The organism is Nevskia sp., assembly GCF_021732705.1.
Lineage (GTDB): Bacteria > Pseudomonadota > Gammaproteobacteria > Nevskiales > Nevskiaceae > Nevskia.
The window spans coordinates 102,080-120,811 of record NZ_JAKFUM010000010.1 but is presented as its reverse complement, the minus strand read 5'-3'; the positions used below and the strand labels follow the sequence as shown (position 1 = coordinate 120,811).

Sequence of the window (18,732 nt, the reverse complement as noted above, 5' to 3'; positions counted from 1 at the left end):
GCCGGCGCTGGCGGCTTCGCTCGTACAATCGGTGGATGAATTCCTTCGAACTCGCCGCCGTTGTCCTGTCCCTGATCGCCGCCATCGCCGCGCTGCTGGCCTGGTGGTCGGCCCGCGCGGTCGGTGCGCAACTGCTGCGGAGCGAACGCGATGCCGCACGCATCGAGGCCGCCGTGCGCGAGGAGGCGGCGAATTCCCGGCGCGAATCGGCCGATCTTGCAGCGCGCGGCCGCGATGAACTGGCGGCTGCGCTCGGGCGCTTCGGCGATGCCCAGGTGCTGCAGGCCGATCTGCTCGGCCGTCAGCTGGCCGGCCAGCTCGAAGCCTTCGCCCGGCAGCTGGAATCGCAGACCCGGCTGTTCGACGAGCGCCAGCAGGCGGCACAGGCCGAGGCGCGCGCCGCACGCGAGGCGCAGGCCCAAGGACAGGCGCAGAGCCTGGCCCGTTTCGGCGAACTGCTGTCGTCGCAGTTCCATGCCCTGAGCGAGACCAGCGCGCAGCGGATGCAGGAGCTGCGCGGCACGGTCGAGGCGCGGCTGGCGGCGATCCAGGCCGACAACACCGCCAAGCTCGACGAGATGCGGCGCACGGTCGACGAAAAGCTCAACGACACCCTGCAGAAGCGCCTCGGCGAATCGTTCTCGCGCGTGGCCGAGCGGCTGGAGCAGGTGCAGCGCGGTCTCGGCGAGATGCAGTCGCTGGCGGCGGATGTCGGCGGGCTCAAGCGGGTGCTGACCAACGTCAAGACCCGCGGCACCTGGGGCGAGGTGCAGCTCGGCAGCCTGCTGGAGCAGGTGCTGGTGGCCGAGCAGTACGAGCAGAACAAGGTCACGCGGCCGGGCTCGCGCGATCCGGTCGAATACGCGATCCGTCTGCCGGGCCGCGATGCCAACGACCAGCCGGTGTGGCTGCCGATCGACGCCAAGTTCCCGCGCGAGGACTACGAGCGCCTGCTCGACGCCCAGGAGCGCGGCGATGTCGCCACCGTCGACGAGGCCGGCAAGCAGCTCGAAGCGCGGATCCGGCTGGAAGCGAAGACCATCCGCGACAAGTACGTCGAGCCGCCGCACACCACCGATTTCGCGCTGATGTTCCTGCCGACGGAAGGCCTGTACGCCGAAGTGATCCGCCGGCCGGGCCTCAGCGAATGGCTGCAGCGCGAGTGCCGCGTGACGGTGGCGGGCCCGACGACGCTGATGGCGCTGCTGAACAGCCTGCAGATGGGCTTCCGGACCTTGGCGATCCAGCAGCGGTCGAGCGAAGTCTGGGGCCTGCTCGGCACGGTCAAGGCCGAGTTCGACAAGTTCGGCGACGTGCTGGCCCGCGCCAAGAAGCAGCTGGAAACAGTGCAGAACTCGATGGGCGCCGTCGAGACGCGCAGCCGCGCGATCAGCCGCAAGCTGAAGAACGTCGAATCGCTGCCGGGCACGGTGGTCGCACCGATGCTCGATCTGGACGACGCCGAAACGCCGGACTGACGACCCGGCCGTTCGGCGTGCCCGGCGCTGGATAGCGGGCACAAAAAAGCCGGCCCGCATCTCTGCGGGCCGGCTTTGTCAGACGCGAGCGATGCTTACGGTGTTGCGGCGGTCGGCGACACGCAGGCCTGCACCACGTTCAGGTTCGCCAGCGCGTTGGCGGTCGAGCCGAAGCTGATCCGCAGTTCGTTGAACGGCTGGGTTGCGACGAAGCTCAGGAACTGCGGCTGCGTCGTGCCGATGATCGGCGTGCCGAGCAGATCGAGCGTCAGCACGGTCGAATCGGCCGTTTCCTGAACCTGGCCATTGTTCAGCGCGCTGACCGACACCGTCTGCAGCAGCGTCGCCGTCAGCAGCGGACCGGCCGGGTCGAAGATCACGAAGCCGGCGCGACGACCGGCCGGGTAGGTGGTCGTGGTGTCGACGATGTTCAGCGCCGACGAGCCGCCAAGCAGGCCGATCGGCGTGTTCAGCGTCGCGAAGTTCGTCGCGTCGGCGTCGATCGCATTGCCCGGGTTCAGCACCGAGCAGCCGATGCACAGCGGGTTGGTCGATCCGGTGGCCGTGGCGCCCGGCGGATTCTGGATCGGACGCAGCAGGTTCGACGTCGGGTTGCAGACGATGCCACCCGTGCTGCCGCCGGTGGTGCCACCCGTCGAGCCGCCGCCGGTCGTGCCGGTGGTCGAGCCGCCACCGGTGGTACCGGTCGTGGTGCCACCGGACGTTCCGCCGGTGGTCCCGCCGAGACCGCTGGCGTCGTCGGCACAGCCGGTGAGGCCGCCGGCGACCAGCACAGCCGCCGTCAATGCCACAAGCTGCTTCTTGTTGATCGTGATCATTTTATTTTCTCCATACCCTGAGTGTTTGCCCGGTCTGGCGCCGGGCGATTGATTCGCTTCAGCGGCCGATGACCTTGAACTCGACGCGCCGGTTCAGCTCGCGATCGTCGTCGCTGGTTTCCGGATTGATCAGCAGCTTCGACTCGCCGTAACCGACCGCCGTCAGTTGCTCCGGCTTCGCACCCTGCGACACCAGATAGCTGCGGACCGACGCGGCACGCGCGTTCGACAGCTTCAGGTTGTAGGCATCGCTGCCCTTGGTGTCGGTGTGGCCGCCAATCTCGACCTTCAGCGACGGCTGGCCGATGAAGGCCTTGACCACCGTGTCGAGCACGGTTTCGGCGTTCGGCGTCAGGCGCGACTTGTTGAACTCGAAGGTCACGCCCTTCAGTTCGATGATCTGGTCCGGAATGACGCAGCCTTCGGCATCGACCTTCAGGCCCTTCGGCGTGTCCGGGCACTTGTCGAGATCGTCCGACACGGTGTCGCCATCGGTATCGACGAACGGACGCGGCACTTCCTTGATCACTTCGACCACCTTGGTCTCGGTGGCGGCCGGCGCGACGATCGTGCGCTCGACCACGCGGCCGAGCGGAATCTCGATGCCGAACGAGGCGCGGACATCTTCGTAGCCCGGGCCGAGTTCATCCTTCAGGTAGCGCCCTTCCAGGCGCAGGCGAATGCCGTGATACAGGCCCTTGGTGACGAAGCCGACACCGCCGCCATAGACGAGGCTGCCGCTGTCGAGGCGATCCGGCACGAGGTCGTTGTAGACGCCGCCGACACCGCCGAGGATGAACGGGTGGATCAGCGCCGCGCCGTTGCGGTCATTGAAGGTGTAGACGAGATCGACGGTGCCGCCGTAGTTGTAGAAATCGGTGCCGCGACCCGGGCCGGTTTCGAACAGCGAGGCCTTGGCATTGATTTCGATGCCGAAATGGTCGCTGATGCCGTGACCGTAGATCACCGAGATGCCTTCACCGTTGCGCTTGCCGGTGCGGCCTTCGTCCGGGATTTCGTAGGTCGGCAGGATGCTGATGTATTCGTGGGCGCCCTCGACGCCGCCATCGTGGGCGAATGCGGCGCCGGATGTGGCTACCGCAACGGCGATCAATGCTTTGCGCATGATTTTTCCTGAGTGATGTGACCGGACGGGGACTTTGGGCGCCGCTGTGCGTGCCGAGCCTTGTTGCGATGCAGGATGATGATCGGAAGGGCCAAAGTCAATAATTTGACAGCATCGGCACAGATGGTCCGGCTGTCAGTTAACGTTTGTTAATCAATAGTTTGCCGAGACATGCCGGTGGCGTCGCCGGTCGGCGCGAGGCCGTGCCGCGGGGCGCGCCATCGCCCGCACCGGCATCCGGGAGCGGCCGTCCGGATTTCCCGCCCCGCGTGGCTGGCCGGAAAAGCCCGCCCCGGACAGCATTTCGGCGACCGAAGTCGCCGAAATGGAGGGTGTCGAACCTGCTGCGCCGGGCCTACTGGCCGAGCACCCGGAACTCGACGCGACGGTTGATCGCGCGATCGTCGTCGGTCTTTTCCGGCTTGATTTTCGGCTCGGACTCGCCGTAACCGACAGCCTTCAGCGACTCGCCCTTCACGCCCTTGTCGATCAGATATTCGCGCACTGCTTCGGCGCGACGCTGCGACAGATCCTTGTTGTACTTGTCGGAACCCTTGCTGTCGGTGTGGCCGGCGATCTCGACGCTGAGCGAGCGCTGGCCGACCATGCCGCGGGCAACGACATCGAGCACGGACTGCGCGTTCGGCCGCAGTCTGGCTTCGTTGAACTCGAAGGTCACGCCGCGCAGTTCCAGCTGCTGGCCGGCGATGATGCAGCCGGTGCTGTCGACCTTCAGGCCGCGCGGCGTGTCCGGGCAGGCGTCGAGATCGTCCGACACGGTGTCGTGGTCGGTATCGACGAACGGGCGCGGCACCTCCTTGACCACTTCGACGACCTTGGTCACGGCGGCGGCCGGCACCACCGTCAGCTTCTGGCGCACGCGGCCGAGCGCGATCTCGAAGCCGAGACCGACGCTGAAATCGTGGTAGTCGCGTTCGTAGGTGCTGTAGACATAGCGGCCTTCGCCGCGCAGCCGCAGGTTGCCGAGCAGCGGCTTGGTGACGAAGCCGATGCCGGCGTTGCCGCCGATGCTGGCGTCGTCGCGGCTGTCCGGCACCGCGTCGTCGCGGATCGTGGTGATGCCGATCAGCGCGTACGGCGTGAACGCGGCTTCGCGCCGGTCATACAGGCTGGCGACGACATCGATGCCGCCGCCGAACTGGTAGAAATCGCTGCCACGACCGCGGCCGGTCTCGAGGATCGCCGCGCCGATGTTGCCTTCGATCGCGAAGTGCGGGCTGATCTGGTTGCCGTAGATGAAGCGGAACTGCGAGCCGACATTGTCGACGCCGCGGCTGGTGTCCGGCAGCGCCACGCCGCCGAGGAAGCCGACGTAGTCGTTCGAGGTGTAGGTGACGCGATCGGTGGTGACCGCGCCATCGGCGGCCAGCGCCGGTGCCGAGGGAGCCAACGCCGAGACCAGCAGGGCGGCGGACGACAGTTTCCTGAGCATGTAATTTTCCTGAACGAAATGGCGGGCGAATCCGGGTCCGGTTCGCGCTCTGTCGGCATTTTTGTGCAATGCAGTGCGGCGCGTCAAAAGCACGGCCTGCCGAAGTTTCCGGAACGCCGTTACGGCAACAGCATGAGTCGGGCGAACGATCAGTGCGGCCGGTCGCCGAGAATCGTCGCGCGATGCATCACGCGCCGCGCCGGCAGATAGTCGGCCAGCGCGTAATGCTGGGTCAGGCGGTTGTCCCAGAACGCGACATCGCCGAGCTTCCAGCGCCAGCGAACGGTGAACTCCGGTCGCGACACGTGGGCGAACAGCAGGCGCAGCAGCGCGTCGGACTCGTTGGCTTTAAGCCCGTCGATGCGCGTGGTGAAACCCTCGTTGACGAACAGGCCGCGCCGGCCGGACACCGGATGCGTGCGCACCACCGGGTGATGCACCGGCGGATTCTTCGCCCGCGCCTCGTGCCAGCGCGCCTCGGCGTCGGCATCGCCCGAACCCCAGCGTTCCAGCGGGAACGACTTGACGAAATCGTGCTCGGCGGTGAGCCCGGCGAGGAACTGCTGCATCGGCGCCGACAGCGCCTCGTACGCGGCGATCGTCGATGCCCAGCTGGTATCGCCGCCGAACGGCGGCAGCTCGCGCGCGGCGAGGATCGCGCCGAGCGGCGGCGTCTGGATGAAGGTGACGTCGGTATGCCAGTTGTCGTTGTCCGGCAGGTTGTGCGTGCCGGTATCCAGCACAATGATTTCCGGCACATCGCTGACATGCGGGTAGATCGGGTGGATGTGCAGATCGCCGAAATTCTTCGCCAGATCGCGCAGTTGCGCCGGCGACACGTCCTGGCCTTCGAAGAACAGCACGTGATGGGTGACCAGCGCCTGGGTCACGCGCTCCGCCGCGAATGCCGACAGCGGCTGCGACAGGTCGAGCCCGCCGACGATCGCGCCGATCGCCGGCGACAGCGGCTTGATGCTCAGGGTATCGGTCTTTGCGTTCATCTCGGGTCCTTCGAATCGCTGCGGCAAACAATGGGGGTCAGATACACATTCATTTGGGCGGAAGGCGCGTGTTTCACAGCTTGCCGCGCCACGGCGTCAGCCAGCGCTCCAGCGCGCGCACGCCGGCTTCGAACAGGAACGCGATCAGGGCGATGACGACGATGCCCATGATCACGACGTCGGTGACCAGGAACTGCGCCGCCGACTGGATCATGAAACCCAGACCGCGCGTTGCCGCGACGAGTTCAGCCGCGACCAGCGTGGTCCAGCCGGCGCCGAGCGCGATCCGGACGCCGGTCAGGATGTCCGGCAGCGCACTCGGCAGCCGCACCAGCAGCAGCACCTGCCAGCCACGCGCGCCGAAGGCCCGCGCCGCGTCGAGCCGGTTGGCCGCGACATGCGCCACGCCGGACGCGGTGGCGATGACGATCGGCGCGAACATCGCGATGGCGATGACCACGACCTTCGAGGTTTCGCCGATGCCGAGCCAGATCACGACCAGCGGCAGATAGGCCAGCGGCGGAATCGGGCGCAGGGTTTCGACCAGCGGATCGAGGATGCCGCGGCCGATCGGCGAGGTGCCGATCGCCAGCCCCGCCGGCACGCCGAGCGCAACCGCGACGGCGAGTGCCGCGAAGACCCGACCGAGGCTCGCACCAAGGTGCTGCCACAGCGTGGCGTCGGCATAGCCCTCGGTCGCGGCTTCGAAAAACTTCGCGACGACGGCCGCCGGGCTTGGCAGGAACAGGGGATCGATGCCGCCGACGCCGGTCACGGCCCACCAGCCGAGCACGACCAGCGCGACGGTCGCCGCTGAAATCGCCAAGGTCAGCCGGGGCTTGGCGCTGCCGCTCACGGGGCGGCTCCCGGGCTGGCGGCGGCGTCGAACAGTCGGTCGAGCACGCGCTCGCGCAGCTGCTGGAACGCCGGATCGGCGCGCACGTCGCGCACCGGCGTGCCGGCCAGCACGCGGCGGGCGTAATCCAGTTCGATCGTTTCCGAAACGCGCGACGGCTTGCCGGCCAGCACGACCAGCTTCGTGGCCAGCAGCAGCGCTTCGTCGATGTCATGGGTGATGAACAGCACGCCCTGCCGATGCTGCGACCAGACCTGCAGCAGCGCGACCTGCATCTGCGCGCGGGTCAGCGCATCCAGTGCGGCGAACGGCTCGTCCATCAGCACGAACGCCGGCTTCACGATCAGCGCGCGGGCGAGGCCGACGCGCTGGCGCTGGCCGCCGCTCAGTTGCCAGAGCCTGCGCGAGCCGTAGCCGTCGAGGCCGACGGCGCTCAGCTGGGCATCGGCCGCGGCACGGCGCGCGTCGCGGGCATCGCCGCGCAGTCGCAGCGGAAACGCGACGTTGTCGCGGACATCGAGCCACGGAAACAGCGCATCGTCCTGGAACACGACGGCGCGCTCGGCGCCCGGGCCGGTGATCGGCGCGTCATCGAGCCGCACATCGCCGGCATCGGCGGCGACGAAGCCGGCGGCAAGGCGCAGCAGCGAGGTCTTGCCCGAGCCGCTGGCACCGACGACGACGACGAACTCGCCCGACGCCACGTCGAGGTCGACGCCATCGAGAATCGGCGTGGCGCCGTAGCGCAGCGCGACCCTGTGCAGGCGGATGCGGCGGTTCATGCCGTGCGGCGATCCGGAACGATCACGCCGGGCGTCATCAGGTATCACGGGACATCATCGGGCCGCGTCGACCACGAAGCGCGTGGTGACGAACGGCGTGACATCGGCCGGCACGGCCGGCACCTTGCCTTGCGCCTTCAGGAACGCAGCGGTGTCGGCCACCGCCTTCGCCGTGCCGCCGCCGAGCAGCGCCGCGCCGGCCTGTTCGCCGAGCACCGGCAGGGTATAGCCGGCGAGCAGCGCGCCGACGTCGGCCGCCGGCGCGCCGGTCAGCTTGGCGATCTTCGGCGCGGCGGCGGCGGTCCACACGGTCGGCGCACGGCGGTAGCCGGCATAGGCCGCGCCCGCGACCTTCGCGAATGCGGTGACGAGTTCCGGATGGGCCTCGGCGAAATCGCGGCGGACGATCCAGGCATCGAAGGTCGGCGCGCCCCAGCCGGCGACGTCGACCGAGGTCGCCAGGACGCGTGCCGTCGGCTTGATCTTGCCGAGCGCCGGGTCCCAGATGTAGGCGCCGTCGATGTCACCCCGGGCCCAGGCGGCGGCGATTTCCGGCGGCCGCAGGTTCAGCACCTGCACGGTCTTCGGGTCGATGCCCCAGTGCTTCAGCGCCGCCAGCAGGCTGTAGTGCGTGGTCGAGACGTACGGCACCGCGATCTTCCGGCCGACGAGGTCGGCCGGCTTGGCGATCGGGCCGTCCTTCTTCACCACCAGCGCCTCGGCTTCGCCGATCAGGCCGACGATGTAGAAGGCCTGCACCGGCAGCTTGCGGGCGGCGGCGGCGGCCAGCGGGCTGGAGCCGACATAGCCGATCTGCACGTCGCCGGAGGCCATCGCGGCAATGACGTCGGCACCGGAATCGAACTTGCGCCACTGGATCGGGCCCATCGCACGGTCAAACGCGCCGTCGGCCTGCGGCAGCTTCGACGGTTCGACCGTGGTCTGCCACGCGATCGTCAGCGGCTTGTCGGCCGCGGCGGCCGGCAGCCAGGGCGCAAGGGCCAGCGACAGCGCGGTCAGCAGGCGGGTGGCGAGGGTCGGCATCTTCATCGGCGGCAGGCGAAGGGGCGGGGCGGACAAGGCGCGTAGTTGGCGCGACCGGGCGCTTCGGCGTCAATGCCGCAAAGTCCCGGAAAGCGGTCGCGCCGTTCGTCGGCAAGACCGTCTGGTGCTGACCTCAGAAGCGTTCGGGCGAATACGGCGCCAGATCCAGCGATGGCGCGCGGCCGGTCATCTGTTCGGCGATCAGCTGGCCGGTGATCGCCGACAGGCTGACGCCGAGCATGCCGTGGCCGGTCGCCAAGGTCAGGTTGGCAAGGCTCGAGGAGCGACCGAGGATCGGCAGGTCATCCGGCGTCATCGGCCGCCAGCCGTACCACTCCTCTTCGACGGTCGGCCCGACCGGTTCGTGCAGATACTCGGCGGCGCCGCGCACCAGCGCGTCGAGCCGCACGCGGTTCAGCGTGGTGTCGTAGCCGGCGAATTCCATCGTGCTGCCGAGCCGGTAGCCGCTGGCCCACGACGTCACGCAGACGCTGCGCTCCTTCAGCACCATTGGCGTCACCGGGGCCAGCGCCGGCCGCGTGTAGGTGATCGAATAGCCCTTGCCGGGCTGGATCGGGATGTTCAGACCGAGCTGCCGGCCGAGCAGCGGCGACCACGCGCCGAGCGCCAGCACGATCTCCTGCCCGGTGCGGCGGCCCTGCGACGTATCGACATGCGCGATCCGGCCGCCGGCGGTCGCGATGCCGGTGATGCGGCAGCCTTCCTCGATCACGCCGCCGGCCGCGCGCACCGCGCGCGCGAGTTCGGCGGCATAGGCGTTCGGCCGCAGCCGGGCATCGCCCGGATGGAAATGCGCGCCGACGACCGAACCGTTCAGTGCCGGTTCCATCGCCCGCACGGCATCGCCGCTCAGCGTGTCGCAGCGAATGCCGAGTTCCGGCAGCAGCGCGGCATCGCTCGCGGCGCGCTCGAAGCTGGCCGGGTCGCGATAGACGTACAGCGTGCCGCTGCGTTCGAATTCGCAGGCGAGTCCTTCGTCGGCGATCAGGCTTTCGAGCCGGCTGCGCGAGGCCTGCAGCAGCGTCGCCTTGACGCGGGCCGTGGCCAGGAAATCGCGCGCGTTGCAGCGCCTGGCGAAGCGCAGCAGCCAGCCGATCAGCGCCGGGTCGAGGCTCGGCCGGATGCGCAGCGGCGCATCGGCTTTGAACATCCACTTCAGACCTTTGGCCAGGGTGCCGGGCGCGTGCAGCGGCAGATGGCTCGGCGTGATCGTGCCGCAGTTGCCGTGGCTGGCGGCACCACCGGCGCTGCCCTGTTCGAGAACCGTGACGCCGCGGCCGGCGCGGAGCAGCGCCAGCGCCGCGCTCAGGCCGATGACGCCGCCGCCGAGGATCAGGACATCCGCGTGCGGGGCGGGAGAGATCGAGGTGTTCATGCGGGAAGCAGCGATCGCGGCGAAGGCTCGAGGCGCCCGGAGCCGCGACCGGGAGCGGGTCGGGGCTTGGCGGGCGCAAGGTTGAACGCCGGGGCGCGAAGAATATCGGGCCGGGCGCGGCTTGAACATCGATCCGCCCTGCCTGCTGCCGGCCGGGACGGCGGCCGGGGCGACGGCGAAAGGCCCGGCGCTACACTCGGCGCCTGACGACACCCGAGTGCGGCCCGAGCCGCCGAGACCCTTCGAGATGAGTTCTGCCAACCCGCTTGACCCCGCCGGCGATCCGCTGCTGGCCCGGGTGCTGACGGCCAGCCCGTTCGTGGCCCGGACCTTTGCCCGCCATCGCGACTGGAGCGAGGCGGCGCTGCGCAGCGGCGAGTTCGGCATTCCGATGGCGCCGGTCGCGGCGCGCCTGCGCAAGGCGCTGCCGGCCCCGGCGGCTGACGGCAGCGGCGACGAGCCCGCGTTCATGCGCGCGCTGCGCACGTTCCGCAATCGCGAACTGGCGCGGCTGGCCTATCGCGACATCGCCGGCCTCGCCTCGCTCGACGAGACGCTGCAGGCGCTGTCCGATCTTGCCGACACCGCCTGCGACGCGGCGCTGGCCTTCGCTGCCGGCAACCTGCAGGCGCGCCACGGCCAGCCGATCGGCGCAAGCGGCAAGCCGGCAACGCCGTACGTGATCGGCATGGGCAAGCTCGGCGGGCGCGAGCTGAATTTTTCGTCCGACATCGACCTGATCTTCGGTTACACCGAAGGCGGCGAGACGGTCGGCGCCCGGTCGCCGAGTCTGACGCTGAGCAACGAGGAGTACTTCGCCAAGCTCGCGCGCGAGACCAGCCGGCTGCTGGCCGCGATCACCGAAGATGGCTTCGTCTACCGCGTCGACACCCTGCTGCGGCCGTTCGGCAGCGTCGGCGCGCTGGCGCTGTCGACGGCCGCGTTCGAGGAGTACTACCAGACCCATGGCCGGGAATGGGAACGCTACGCGATGATCAAGGCGCGGCCCTGCGCCGGCGATCTCGCCGCCGGCCAGTGGCTGCTCGATCGCCTGCGGCCGTTCGTCTACCGCCGCTATCTCGACTACGGCGCGCTGAATTCGCTGCGCGACCTGAAAGGCCTGATCGATCGCGACGCGCAGGCCAAGGGTGCGGCGGACAACCTCAAGCTCGGCCCCGGCGGCATTCGCGAGGTCGAGTTCATCGTCCAGCTGTTCCAGCTGACCCGCGGCGGGCAGGACGTGCGCCTGCGCGATGCCCGGCTGCGGCCGGTGCTGCGCTACCTCGGCGAGGTCGGGCTGCTGAGCCATGACTGCGTCGCCGCGCTCGACGATGCCTACGTGCTGCTGCGCCGCTGCGAGAACGCCGTGCAGCTGCATGACGATCAGCAGACCCATGTGCTGCCGGTGACGGAGGCCGGGCAGACCGCGCTGGCGGCAGCGCTGGACGCCCCGTCGTATCCGGCGCTGCTGGCGGCGCTGAACGCCGCGCGCGAACGCGTGCGGCAGGAGTTCGAGCGCCTGTTCGCCGAACCGGAAAAGACGCCGCAGACCCGCGCCTTCGACTCCGCCGCCGGCGAAGCCTGGGATGCCCGGGTCGAGGACGAAGCGACCCTGCGCGCGCAGGGCTTCGGCGACGGCGCGGCCAAGGTCGCCAAGGCGCTGGCCGATCTGCGCACCTGCCGCCTGATGCGCACCCTGTCGGATGCTTCCCAGCAGCGGCTGCGTGGTCTGCTGCCGCTGCTGCTGCTCGAAGCCACGCGCCAGCCGGACGCGGCACTGGCCGCGACCCGCGTGTTCGAGGTCATCAACGCGATCCTCGGCCGCAGCCCGTACCTGATCCTTCTGCACGACTCGGCCGTGGCGCGCGCCGCGCTGGTGCGCCTGTGCGCCGCCAGCCCGTGGCTGACCACCTTGCTGGCGCGCACGCCGGCGCTGCTCGATGCGCTGCTCGATCCGCGTCTGGCCGCCGAGGCGCCGGGCAAGGCCGCGCTGCACGCGGACCTTGTCGCCCGCTTCGCGCGGCTGCAGTCGACCGACATCGAGCCGCAGATGGAACTGCTGCGCCGCTACCGGCAGGAGATGACCCTGCGCATCGCCGCCGCCGATCTCGCCGGCACCCTGCCGCTGGTGCAGGTCAGCGACCGCCTGACCTGGCTGGCCGAGGCGATCGTCGAGCAGGCGCTGCGCTGCGCCTGGGCGCAGCTGGTGGAGCCGCACGGCGAGCCGCTGAATGCCGATGGCTCGAAGGCCGTGTTCGCGATCCTCGCCTACGGCAAGTTCGGTTCGATCGAACTGGGTTACGGCTCCGATCTGGACCTCGTATTCGTCTACGACTGCGACGCGCCCGATGGCCTGACCCTGGGTACGCGGCCGATCACCAGCGCGCAGTTCTTCGCCCGCCTCGGCCAGCGCGTGGTCCACATGCTGGCCACCCTGACGCCGGCCGGCCGCGCCTACGAGATCGATCTGCAACTGCGGCCCAGCGGCAATTCCGGCCTCGTGGTCAGCGGCCTGCCGGCATTCGCGCAGTACCAGCGCGAGTCGGCGTGGACCTGGGAACATCAGGCCTTGCTGCGCGCCCGCACTGTGGTCGGCGATCCGGGGCTGTGTGCGGCAATCGCCGAGCTGCGCCGCGAAGTGCTGACCCGGCCGCGCCCGGTCGACAAGCTGCGGCAGGAAGTGGTCGACATGCGCGCGAAGATGCGCGCCAGCCTCGAGAAGCGCGTCGCCGGCAAGTGGGATCTGAAGCAGGGCGGCGGCGGGCTGATCGATTCCGAATTCCTGACCCAGTTCCTGTGCCTGCGCGACGCCCGTGCGCAGCCGAGCCTGATCGACTACACCGACAACTGGCGTCAGCTCGAAGCGCTGGCCGACAGCCACCGGATCACCATGGCGCAGAAGGATGCGCTGCTCGACGCCACCCGCAAGTACCGCGGCTGGCTGCACCGGCGCGCGCTGCAGCAGGCCGATGGTCTGGCCGATCAGGCAGACTTCGCGGCGGAACGCGCCGCGGTGTCGGCACTGTGGCAGCAACTCGTCCTGGGAGAATCAGCATGATCGTGGTCACCGGAGCCGCCGGCTTCATCGGATCGAATCTCGTCATCGGGCTCAACGCCCGCGGCCGGACCGACATCCTCGCCGTCGACGAAATGACCGACGGCACCAAGTTCCGCAATCTGGCCGATGGCGAGATCGCCGACTATCTCGACAAGGACGAGTTCCTCGCCCGCGTCGAGCGCGGCGATCTGCCCAAAATCGACGCCGTGTTCCATCAGGGCGCCTGCTCCGCCACCACCGAGTGGAACGGCAAGTTCGTGATGGACGTGAACTACCGCTACTCGAAGGTGCTGCTGCACTACTGCCAGCAGCATCGCATTCCGTACTTCTACGCCAGTTCGGCCTCGGTCTACGGCATGGGCACGCAGGGCTTCCGCGAGGAACGCGCCTGTGAAAAGCCGCTGAACATGTACGCGTACTCGAAGTTCCAGTTCGACCAGTACGTGCGCCGGCAGGCGCTGACTTCGCAGGTCGTCGGCCTGCGCTACTTCAACGTCTATGGCCCGCGCGAGCAGCACAAGGGCGGCATGGCGTCGACCGCGTTCCACTTCAACAACCAGATCGTGAAGGACGGCTTCTGCCGCCTGTTCGAAGGCTGCGACGGCTACGACAACGGCGGCCAGCGCCGTGACTTCATCCATGTCGATGACGTGGTCGCGATGAACCTGTGGTTCTGGGATCACCCGGAAACGTCCGGCATCTACAACTGCGGCACCGGCCGCGCGCAGCCATTCAACGACATCGCCAACGCCGTCATCGCCTGGCACGGCAAGGGCTCGATCGAGTACGTGCCGTTCCCGGACAACCTGCGCGGCCGCTACCAGAGCTTCACCGAGGCCAGCCACGCGCAGCTGCGGGCCATCGGCTACGACCGGCCGTTCCTGACCGTCGAACAGGGCGTGAAGCGCTATCTGGACTGGTTGAACGGCTGACCGCTCGGAGGCCGGCATCGCAGCGAAGCGCTGCGTCCGAACGATCGGGCTGACACGCAATCGGATCGCCAGTTGCGCCGCGTAGCCGTTCGAAGTTCCGGCCATCCGGGCACTAAACACGCTGGAATTCGATCCAGACGTGACGATCTTCGTGGGCGAGAACTTCCGCGGCAAGCCTGCTGGAAGTCATCGCGCCGGCGCTGGGCTTCGGGCCGATGCGCGATGACGACCCGGACCGGTCGATCGGTCCGCATCATTCAGGCGCTCTGTTGACCGTAATCAGTGTCCGTTGTCGTGTCAGATTTTGATGCGTAGAACAAATCAAGTGGTCGTAATTCACTTTTTTGTGGCGCATCCAGCGAACTGACAGGGAGATTCGGCATGAAGCAGGGTTCGAGCTTGTTGATGGCAGGTTTGGCAGTGGTTTCATTCGCGGCGGTTGCTGGCAACGAGGCCTCGGCGTTCAAGCCGGGCGATGGCGTGCTGCTCGCCCAGTCCGCACCGCCGCTGAGCCTGAGCTGCTCGGCCACGCCAGCCGGTGCGCAGAACAGCTTTTCGTCGTCGTACTGCTCGGCACCGTATGCGGCGTCTCGCTACACCGTGGTGTTCAAGGTCACCGGCGGCAGCGCCAACCAGTCCTATGTGTGGAGCATTCCCGAGGCCAACAATTGCACCTCGACGTCGGCCAGCTGTTCGTTCACGACCACGGCCCGCAGCCGTGATGTCGAAGGCACGGCGTACGTCACCGTGACGAACCTGTCGACGGGCGCTGTCTCGACGCTCGACATCGGTTACCTCGTGCCGATCACCTGTTTCTACAACGGGTTCGGCTACCAGTTCTGCTAGCCGCGTCGCGCGCAAGCCCGAAACCCGCCGGATCAGCGGCGGGTTTCGGGTGCTGCAGGCGGCGTTGCGCCGCTGTTGCTCGAATCAACGCAAGACGTTGATATCCTTCGCGATCAGCGTGCCGGACACGGTCCAGCCGCTCCAGTCGACAGTCTGGCCGACCTTCAGCGCGGTGTCCTTGTTCCGGTAGCGCACGGTGGTGCAGCCGCTGACGGTGATCGTCTGCAGGCCGACACGGACGGTGCTGCCGGTGACTGCGGTGATCCGCCCGCTGCCGGTCTGCAGCCTGGTGCCCGATGGCTTGCTGCAGGGATCGGCCGGGGCTGCGTTGATCGTCACCAAGTAGGTCGAGCGGGTGCTGCGGCCTGCGGCGTCGGACAGGTCGACGGTCAGCGTGGTGGTGCCGGCGATCGTCGGCGTGCCGCTGAGGCTGCCGTTGGCGAAGCTCAGCCCGGCCGGGATGCCGGAAGCCGTCCAGACGTAGGGCGCAGTGCCGCCGCTGGCGGATAGCGTCGCGGCATACGGGCTGCCGACCTGGCCGTAGGGCAGCGCGCCGCCGATGGTGACCGGCGTCGGTGCCGGCATCACGGTCATGCTGCTGGCGCGGCAGCCACCGAGGTCGAGCGTGCCGACGTAGGTGACGCGGGCGCCGACGCTGAACCCGGTGGCACCCCCTTCGAACTTGGTCGACGAGGCCGGCGCGTAGAACACGCGGCTGATGCTGCCGCCGGCGGTGGCGACATCGAGGTGGCTCGCGGCCACGGCGCTGATCGCGACATTGGTGGCCGCGCAGCCCGGCGCGGTCGGTGGCGGCGTGCCGCCGCCGGCGCCGTTCAGGTCGATGACGGCGAAGGCGTTGTCGCCGATGCCGCCCTCGTTGACCACCAGCTGGTTCTGCAGGATCGGGTGGCCGCCGGTGTAGGCGCCCGGGGGCAGCGGCGTTCCGTCGGACGGGCCGGTGACCGATGGCACCAGCCAGCCGGTGACGCCGCTCGGGTAGGCGACGTTCGAGATGTCGGTGACCAGCAGGGTGTACAGGCTCCCGACGTTCAGCGTGACGCCGGCGGCGCGGTAGTCGACATACACGAAGCCGTTGAACGGCGCGGTCAGCGTGACATCGCGGCTGTCGAGCACGGTGCCGGTGGTGCCTTCGCCGTTGATCAGCTTGACGTTGGCGCGAAGGCTCGGCGCCACCGAGTACGGATAGCCGGCGCTGCCGTTGAACGAGGTCTGATCGGCCAGATACAGGCCGGCCTTGACGCTGGCGGCCTGCGCCGTGAACGACTGGCCGACCGGCGCATGGTTGAAGTCATGGCCGCCGGAGACCGCAGCGGGCGGGTAGTACAGATCGGTATTGCCGGCCGATGCGGCGGGAGCGGCGAGCAGGCTCGCGGCGGTCAGGAACAACGGTGCCCAGGAGGGTGAGGCTTTCATGAAGATCACTCGTCAGTGGTGGCGGAACGCGCCAGAACGGCGCCCTGTCCACTGAAAACGATTCCAGTCCGGCTTTATTCCGCCCCTTCGAGCGATTGTTTTTCGCCGCGACCCGCGGCCGCGGTATCGGTCGCAGACACCAGCTCGACACCGCTGTCCGGCGGCACGCTTTCGGCGAGAAAGCTCGCCAGCGGCTGCAGCGTGCGCAGCGGCGCCTCTTCCTGCGGCAGATGACCGATGCGCGGCAACGGCACCAGCCGCGCGTTCGGCAGTGCCGCGAGGTAGTCGGCCGAGTTCGCGAACGGGATCAGCTGGTCCTGCTCGCCCCACAGCAGCAGCGTCGGTGCCGTGATCGAGCGCAGCAGCGGCCGCGGGTCGACCAGCACCGTCTGCGCCATGCGCGCGATCATCGCGCCGCGCGCGCCGGGGCCCAGCATCAGCTCGTGATAGCGCGTGGTCAGCGCGTCGGTCATCACGCTCTGGTCGACATAGGCCGGTGCCAGGCTCGGCTTCAGCAGCCATTTCGGCAGCGTCCAGCGCATCGCTTCGACCATCAGCGGCACGTCCGGCGCCTTGCCGTATTCGAAGCCGGGGCTGGCGAAGCCATCCGGCGAGACCAGGATCAGCTTGCTCAGCCGCTCCGGATGCGCGGCGGCGAAGCGCCAGGCGATGCGGCCGCCGATCGAATTGCCGAGCACGGCGGTCTTGGTCACGCCCAGCTGATCGAGCAGCGCGATGATCAGCGCGATCGTGCGCGAAGGGAGTAGTCGCCGCTCGGGTCGGGCGAACTCAGACCATTGCCCGGCAGATCGAAGCGGATCACGCGGTGGCTGGCGACGAGCTGTCCGGCCCAGGTTTCCCAGGTGTGCAGGCTGCTGCCGAAGCCGTGAATCAGCAGCAGCGCCGGGGCCGCACGCGGGCCGTCGTCGCGGACATGCAGCGTCACGCCGTCGACCTGCCGCAGGTCGCTCGGGGCGCGCAGGTACTTCGCTTCGAGCGATGCGCGGTCGCGGTCCGGCGTCCACAGCGCGTACGCCAGCACCGCGAGCGCCAGCAGTAGGCCGGCCGCGATCCTCATCGCGCGATCGGGCTCAGACGCCGAGCAGTTCCACTTCGAACAGCAAGGTCGCGTTCGGCGGAATCACGCCGCCCGCGCCCTGCGCGCCGTAACCGAGGTTCGAGGGAATCACCAGCCGGCGCACGCCGCCGACCTTCATGCCCTGCACGCCTTCGTCCCAGCCCTTGATCACGCGACCGCCCCCGAGCGGAAACGAGAACGGACGGCCGCGGTCCTTGCTCGAATCGAACTTCGTGCCGGCGACGCCATCGCGATACAGCCAGCCGGTGTAGTGCACGCTGACATGCTGGCCGGCCTTGGCTTCGGCGCCGTCGCCGAGGGTGACGTCGTCGTACTGCAGGCCGGAAGAGGTGGTGATCATCGGGCGGATCCTTGAGCGGGTGAGCCCGCGAGGATAACGCTGCCGTCAGGCCTGCGCAGCCTTGCCGCGGTCCCGGTCGAAGGAAGTCGCGCCCCGATCGTTCACAATGCCGAATGAAAATTCCGCGCGGTCTCGAACCGCTGATCGAAGACGGCATCATCGAATCGGTGATCCGCCCGCTGAAGAGCGGCAAGGAAGCGTCCGTCTATGTCGTCGACTGCGGCGGCGGCGTGATCCGCTGCGCCAAGGTCTACAAGGAAGCCGAGAAGCGCGGCTTCCACAAGCTGGCCGAGTATCAGGAAGGCCGACGCGCGCGCGGCAGCCGCGACCAGCGGGCGATGGGCAAGCGCTCGAAGCACGGCCGCAAGCAGCAGGAAGAGGCGTGGAAGAACGCCGAGGTCGACGCGCTGTACCGGCTCGAAGCGGCCGGCGTGCGCGTGCCGAAGCCGCACGGCTACTTCGATGGCGTGCTGGTGATGGAACTGGTGCGCGACGCCGATGGCGGCCCCGCCATGCGCCTGAACGATGTCACGCCGACTGCCGACGAAGCGCGCGCCTGGCACGCGTTCCTGATGAACCAGATCGTGCGGATGCTGTGCGCCGGCCTGATCCACGGCGATCTGTCGGAGTTCAACGTGCTGCTCGGGCCGGATGGCCCGGTGATCATCGATCTGCCGCAGGCGGTCGATGCCTCCGGCAACAACAACGCCTTCCGCATGCTGGCGCGCGATGTCGAGAACATCACCGCCTACTGCGCACGGCAGGCGCCGGAACTGCGCAACACGTTCTACGCGCACGAGATCTGGAAGCTGTACCAGAGCACCGAACTGCGTCCGGACAGCGTGCTGACCGGCGAGCACGTGTTCGACGACAGCGCGGTGGATGTCGACGAGGTGCTGGCGCAGATCGAGGAAGCGCGCTTCGAGGCCGAAGCCCGGCAGCGCGGTCGCGAACAGGCCGAGGCTGACGCCGACTGATCCGCCGCGCGCCGCGCGGCCATCATTCGGCAATCTGTAAACATTTGTATTCATTAACAAATGACGCGTCG

17 protein-coding genes are annotated in these 18,732 nt (G+C 68.6%); 5 read left to right on the top strand and 12 right to left on the bottom strand.

The genetic code is table 11. The features are described from left to right. Positions 1–35: 35 nt before the first annotated feature. On the top strand, positions 36–1,478 hold the full coding sequence (gene rmuC / locus QZ951_RS11920) for a DNA recombination protein RmuC (protein ID WP_293000874.1): 1,443 nt from the start codon (positions 36–38) through the stop codon (positions 1,476–1,478). Between the two features lie 95 nt (positions 1,479–1,573). On the opposite strand, the gene QZ951_RS11915 is transcribed toward rmuC, so the two are convergent. From QZ951_RS11915 to QZ951_RS11880, 8 genes are all read right to left on the bottom strand, one after another. Then, positions 1,574–2,317, bottom strand: coding sequence for a hypothetical protein (locus tag QZ951_RS11915; RefSeq protein WP_293000872.1), 744 nt, complete (start codon positions 2,315–2,317; stop codon positions 1,574–1,576). 58 nt (positions 2,318–2,375) lie between these two features. After that, positions 2,376–3,443, bottom strand: coding sequence for an OmpA family protein (locus QZ951_RS11910; protein ID WP_293000870.1), 1,068 nt, complete (start codon positions 3,441–3,443; stop codon positions 2,376–2,378). Positions 3,444–3,798: 355 nt separating this feature from the next. Continuing rightward, complete coding sequence (locus QZ951_RS11905) at positions 3,799–4,896, bottom strand: OmpA family protein (protein WP_293000868.1); 1,098 nt, start codon at positions 4,894–4,896, stop codon at positions 3,799–3,801. A 149-nt stretch (positions 4,897–5,045) separates the two neighbouring features. Then, positions 5,046–5,897, bottom strand: a complete 852-nt coding sequence (gene tauD, locus QZ951_RS11900) for a taurine dioxygenase (RefSeq protein WP_293000866.1) — start codon at positions 5,895–5,897, stop codon at positions 5,046–5,048. A gap of 73 nt (positions 5,898–5,970) precedes the next feature. Then, positions 5,971–6,753: an ABC transporter permease subunit gene (locus QZ951_RS11895; RefSeq protein WP_293000864.1), complete on the bottom strand. Its 783-nt coding sequence runs from the start codon at positions 6,751–6,753 to the stop codon at positions 5,971–5,973. Then, positions 6,750–7,535, bottom strand: a complete 786-nt coding sequence (locus tag QZ951_RS11890) for an ATP-binding cassette domain-containing protein (RefSeq protein WP_293000862.1) — start codon at positions 7,533–7,535, stop codon at positions 6,750–6,752. The genes QZ951_RS11895 and QZ951_RS11890 overlap by 4 nt, the downstream gene beginning before the upstream one ends. A 54-nt stretch (positions 7,536–7,589) precedes the next feature. Beyond that, a complete protein-coding gene (tauA, locus tag QZ951_RS11885; protein WP_366943911.1) occupies positions 7,590–8,579 on the bottom strand; it encodes a taurine ABC transporter substrate-binding protein in 990 nt (329 codons plus the stop codon). Between the two features lie 133 nt (positions 8,580–8,712). Beyond that, positions 8,713–9,975: an FAD-dependent oxidoreductase gene (locus tag QZ951_RS11880; RefSeq protein ID WP_293000860.1), complete on the bottom strand. Its 1,263-nt coding sequence runs from the start codon at positions 9,973–9,975 to the stop codon at positions 8,713–8,715. A gap of 247 nt (positions 9,976–10,222) precedes the next feature. Between QZ951_RS11880 and glnE the strand changes: the two genes are divergently transcribed. The 3 genes from glnE to QZ951_RS11865 all read left to right on the top strand — a co-directional run bounded on the left by glnE (position 10,223) and on the right by QZ951_RS11865 (position 14,811). Further along, a complete protein-coding gene (glnE, locus tag QZ951_RS11875; RefSeq protein WP_293000859.1) occupies positions 10,223–13,033 on the top strand; it encodes a bifunctional [glutamate--ammonia ligase]-adenylyl-L-tyrosine phosphorylase/[glutamate--ammonia-ligase] adenylyltransferase in 2,811 nt (936 codons plus the stop codon). After that, entirely contained in the window at positions 13,030–13,965 is a 936-nt protein-coding gene (gene rfaD / locus QZ951_RS11870; protein ID WP_293000858.1) for an ADP-glyceromanno-heptose 6-epimerase, read from the top strand. Before glnE ends, rfaD begins: the two co-directional genes overlap by 4 nt. 405 nt (positions 13,966–14,370) lie before the next feature. After that, positions 14,371–14,811 carry a hypothetical protein gene (locus QZ951_RS11865; RefSeq protein ID WP_293000857.1) on the top strand — a complete coding sequence of 147 codons (441 nt, stop codon included), beginning with the start codon at positions 14,371–14,373 and terminating at the stop codon, positions 14,809–14,811. 84 nt (positions 14,812–14,895) lie between these two features. Here QZ951_RS11865 and QZ951_RS11860 read toward each other — a convergent pair whose 3' ends face one another. The 4 genes from QZ951_RS11860 to QZ951_RS11845 all read right to left on the bottom strand — a co-directional run bounded on the left by QZ951_RS11860 (position 14,896) and on the right by QZ951_RS11845 (position 17,684). Continuing rightward, positions 14,896–16,245, bottom strand: a complete 1,350-nt coding sequence (locus tag QZ951_RS11860; RefSeq protein ID WP_293000855.1) for a DUF5666 domain-containing protein — start codon at positions 16,243–16,245, stop codon at positions 14,896–14,898. A gap of 74 nt (positions 16,246–16,319) precedes the next feature. Beyond that, a complete protein-coding gene (locus QZ951_RS11855) occupies positions 16,320–16,958 on the bottom strand; it encodes an alpha/beta hydrolase (protein ID WP_366943887.1) in 639 nt (212 codons plus the stop codon). A 26-nt stretch (positions 16,959–16,984) separates the two neighbouring features. After that, a complete protein-coding gene (locus tag QZ951_RS11850) occupies positions 16,985–17,323 on the bottom strand; it encodes an alpha/beta fold hydrolase (protein ID WP_293000853.1) in 339 nt (112 codons plus the stop codon). A 13-nt stretch (positions 17,324–17,336) separates the two neighbouring features. Then, positions 17,337–17,684: an FKBP-type peptidyl-prolyl cis-trans isomerase gene (locus QZ951_RS11845; protein ID WP_293000849.1), complete on the bottom strand. Its 348-nt coding sequence runs from the start codon at positions 17,682–17,684 to the stop codon at positions 17,337–17,339. A 113-nt stretch (positions 17,685–17,797) separates the two neighbouring features. On the opposite strand from QZ951_RS11845, the gene QZ951_RS11840 reads away from it, so the two are divergent. Next, the gene (locus QZ951_RS11840; protein ID WP_293000847.1) at positions 17,798–18,661 is read left to right on the top strand and encodes a PA4780 family RIO1-like protein kinase; all 864 of its coding nucleotides are present in this window, start codon (positions 17,798–17,800) and stop codon (positions 18,659–18,661) included. The last annotated feature ends 71 nt before the right edge of the window (positions 18,662–18,732 follow it).

Coding starts and splice junctions, on each gene's coding strand:
- QZ951_RS11910 (WP_293000870.1), bottom strand. CDS start 3,443: ATGCGCAAAGCATTGATCGCCGTTGCGGTAGCCACATCCGGCGCCGCA.
- QZ951_RS11865 (WP_293000857.1), top strand. CDS start 14,371: ATGGCAGGTTTGGCAGTGGTTTCATTCGCGGCGGTTGCTGGCAACGAG.
- tauA (WP_366943911.1), bottom strand. CDS start 8,579: ATGCCGACCCTCGCCACCCGCCTGCTGACCGCGCTGTCGCTGGCCCTT.
- QZ951_RS11845 (WP_293000849.1), bottom strand. CDS start 17,684: ATGATCACCACCTCTTCCGGCCTGCAGTACGACGACGTCACCCTCGGC.
- glnE (WP_293000859.1), top strand. CDS start 10,223: ATGAGTTCTGCCAACCCGCTTGACCCCGCCGGCGATCCGCTGCTGGCC.
- QZ951_RS11880 (WP_293000860.1), bottom strand. CDS start 9,975: ATGAACACCTCGATCTCTCCCGCCCCGCACGCGGATGTCCTGATCCTC.
- QZ951_RS11915 (WP_293000872.1), bottom strand. CDS start 2,317: ATGATCACGATCAACAAGAAGCAGCTTGTGGCATTGACGGCGGCTGTG.
- tauD (WP_293000866.1), bottom strand. CDS start 5,897: ATGAACGCAAAGACCGATACCCTGAGCATCAAGCCGCTGTCGCCGGCG.
- QZ951_RS11905 (WP_293000868.1), bottom strand. CDS start 4,896: ATGCTCAGGAAACTGTCGTCCGCCGCCCTGCTGGTCTCGGCGTTGGCT.
- rfaD (WP_293000858.1), top strand. CDS start 13,030: ATGATCGTGGTCACCGGAGCCGCCGGCTTCATCGGATCGAATCTCGTC.
- QZ951_RS11850 (WP_293000853.1), bottom strand. CDS start 17,323: ATGAGGATCGCGGCCGGCCTACTGCTGGCGCTCGCGGTGCTGGCGTAC.
- QZ951_RS11890 (WP_293000862.1), bottom strand. CDS start 7,535: ATGAACCGCCGCATCCGCCTGCACAGGGTCGCGCTGCGCTACGGCGCC.
- rmuC (WP_293000874.1), top strand. CDS start 36: ATGAATTCCTTCGAACTCGCCGCCGTTGTCCTGTCCCTGATCGCCGCC.
- QZ951_RS11860 (WP_293000855.1), bottom strand. CDS start 16,245: ATGAAAGCCTCACCCTCCTGGGCACCGTTGTTCCTGACCGCCGCGAGC.
- QZ951_RS11840 (WP_293000847.1), top strand. CDS start 17,798: ATGAAAATTCCGCGCGGTCTCGAACCGCTGATCGAAGACGGCATCATC.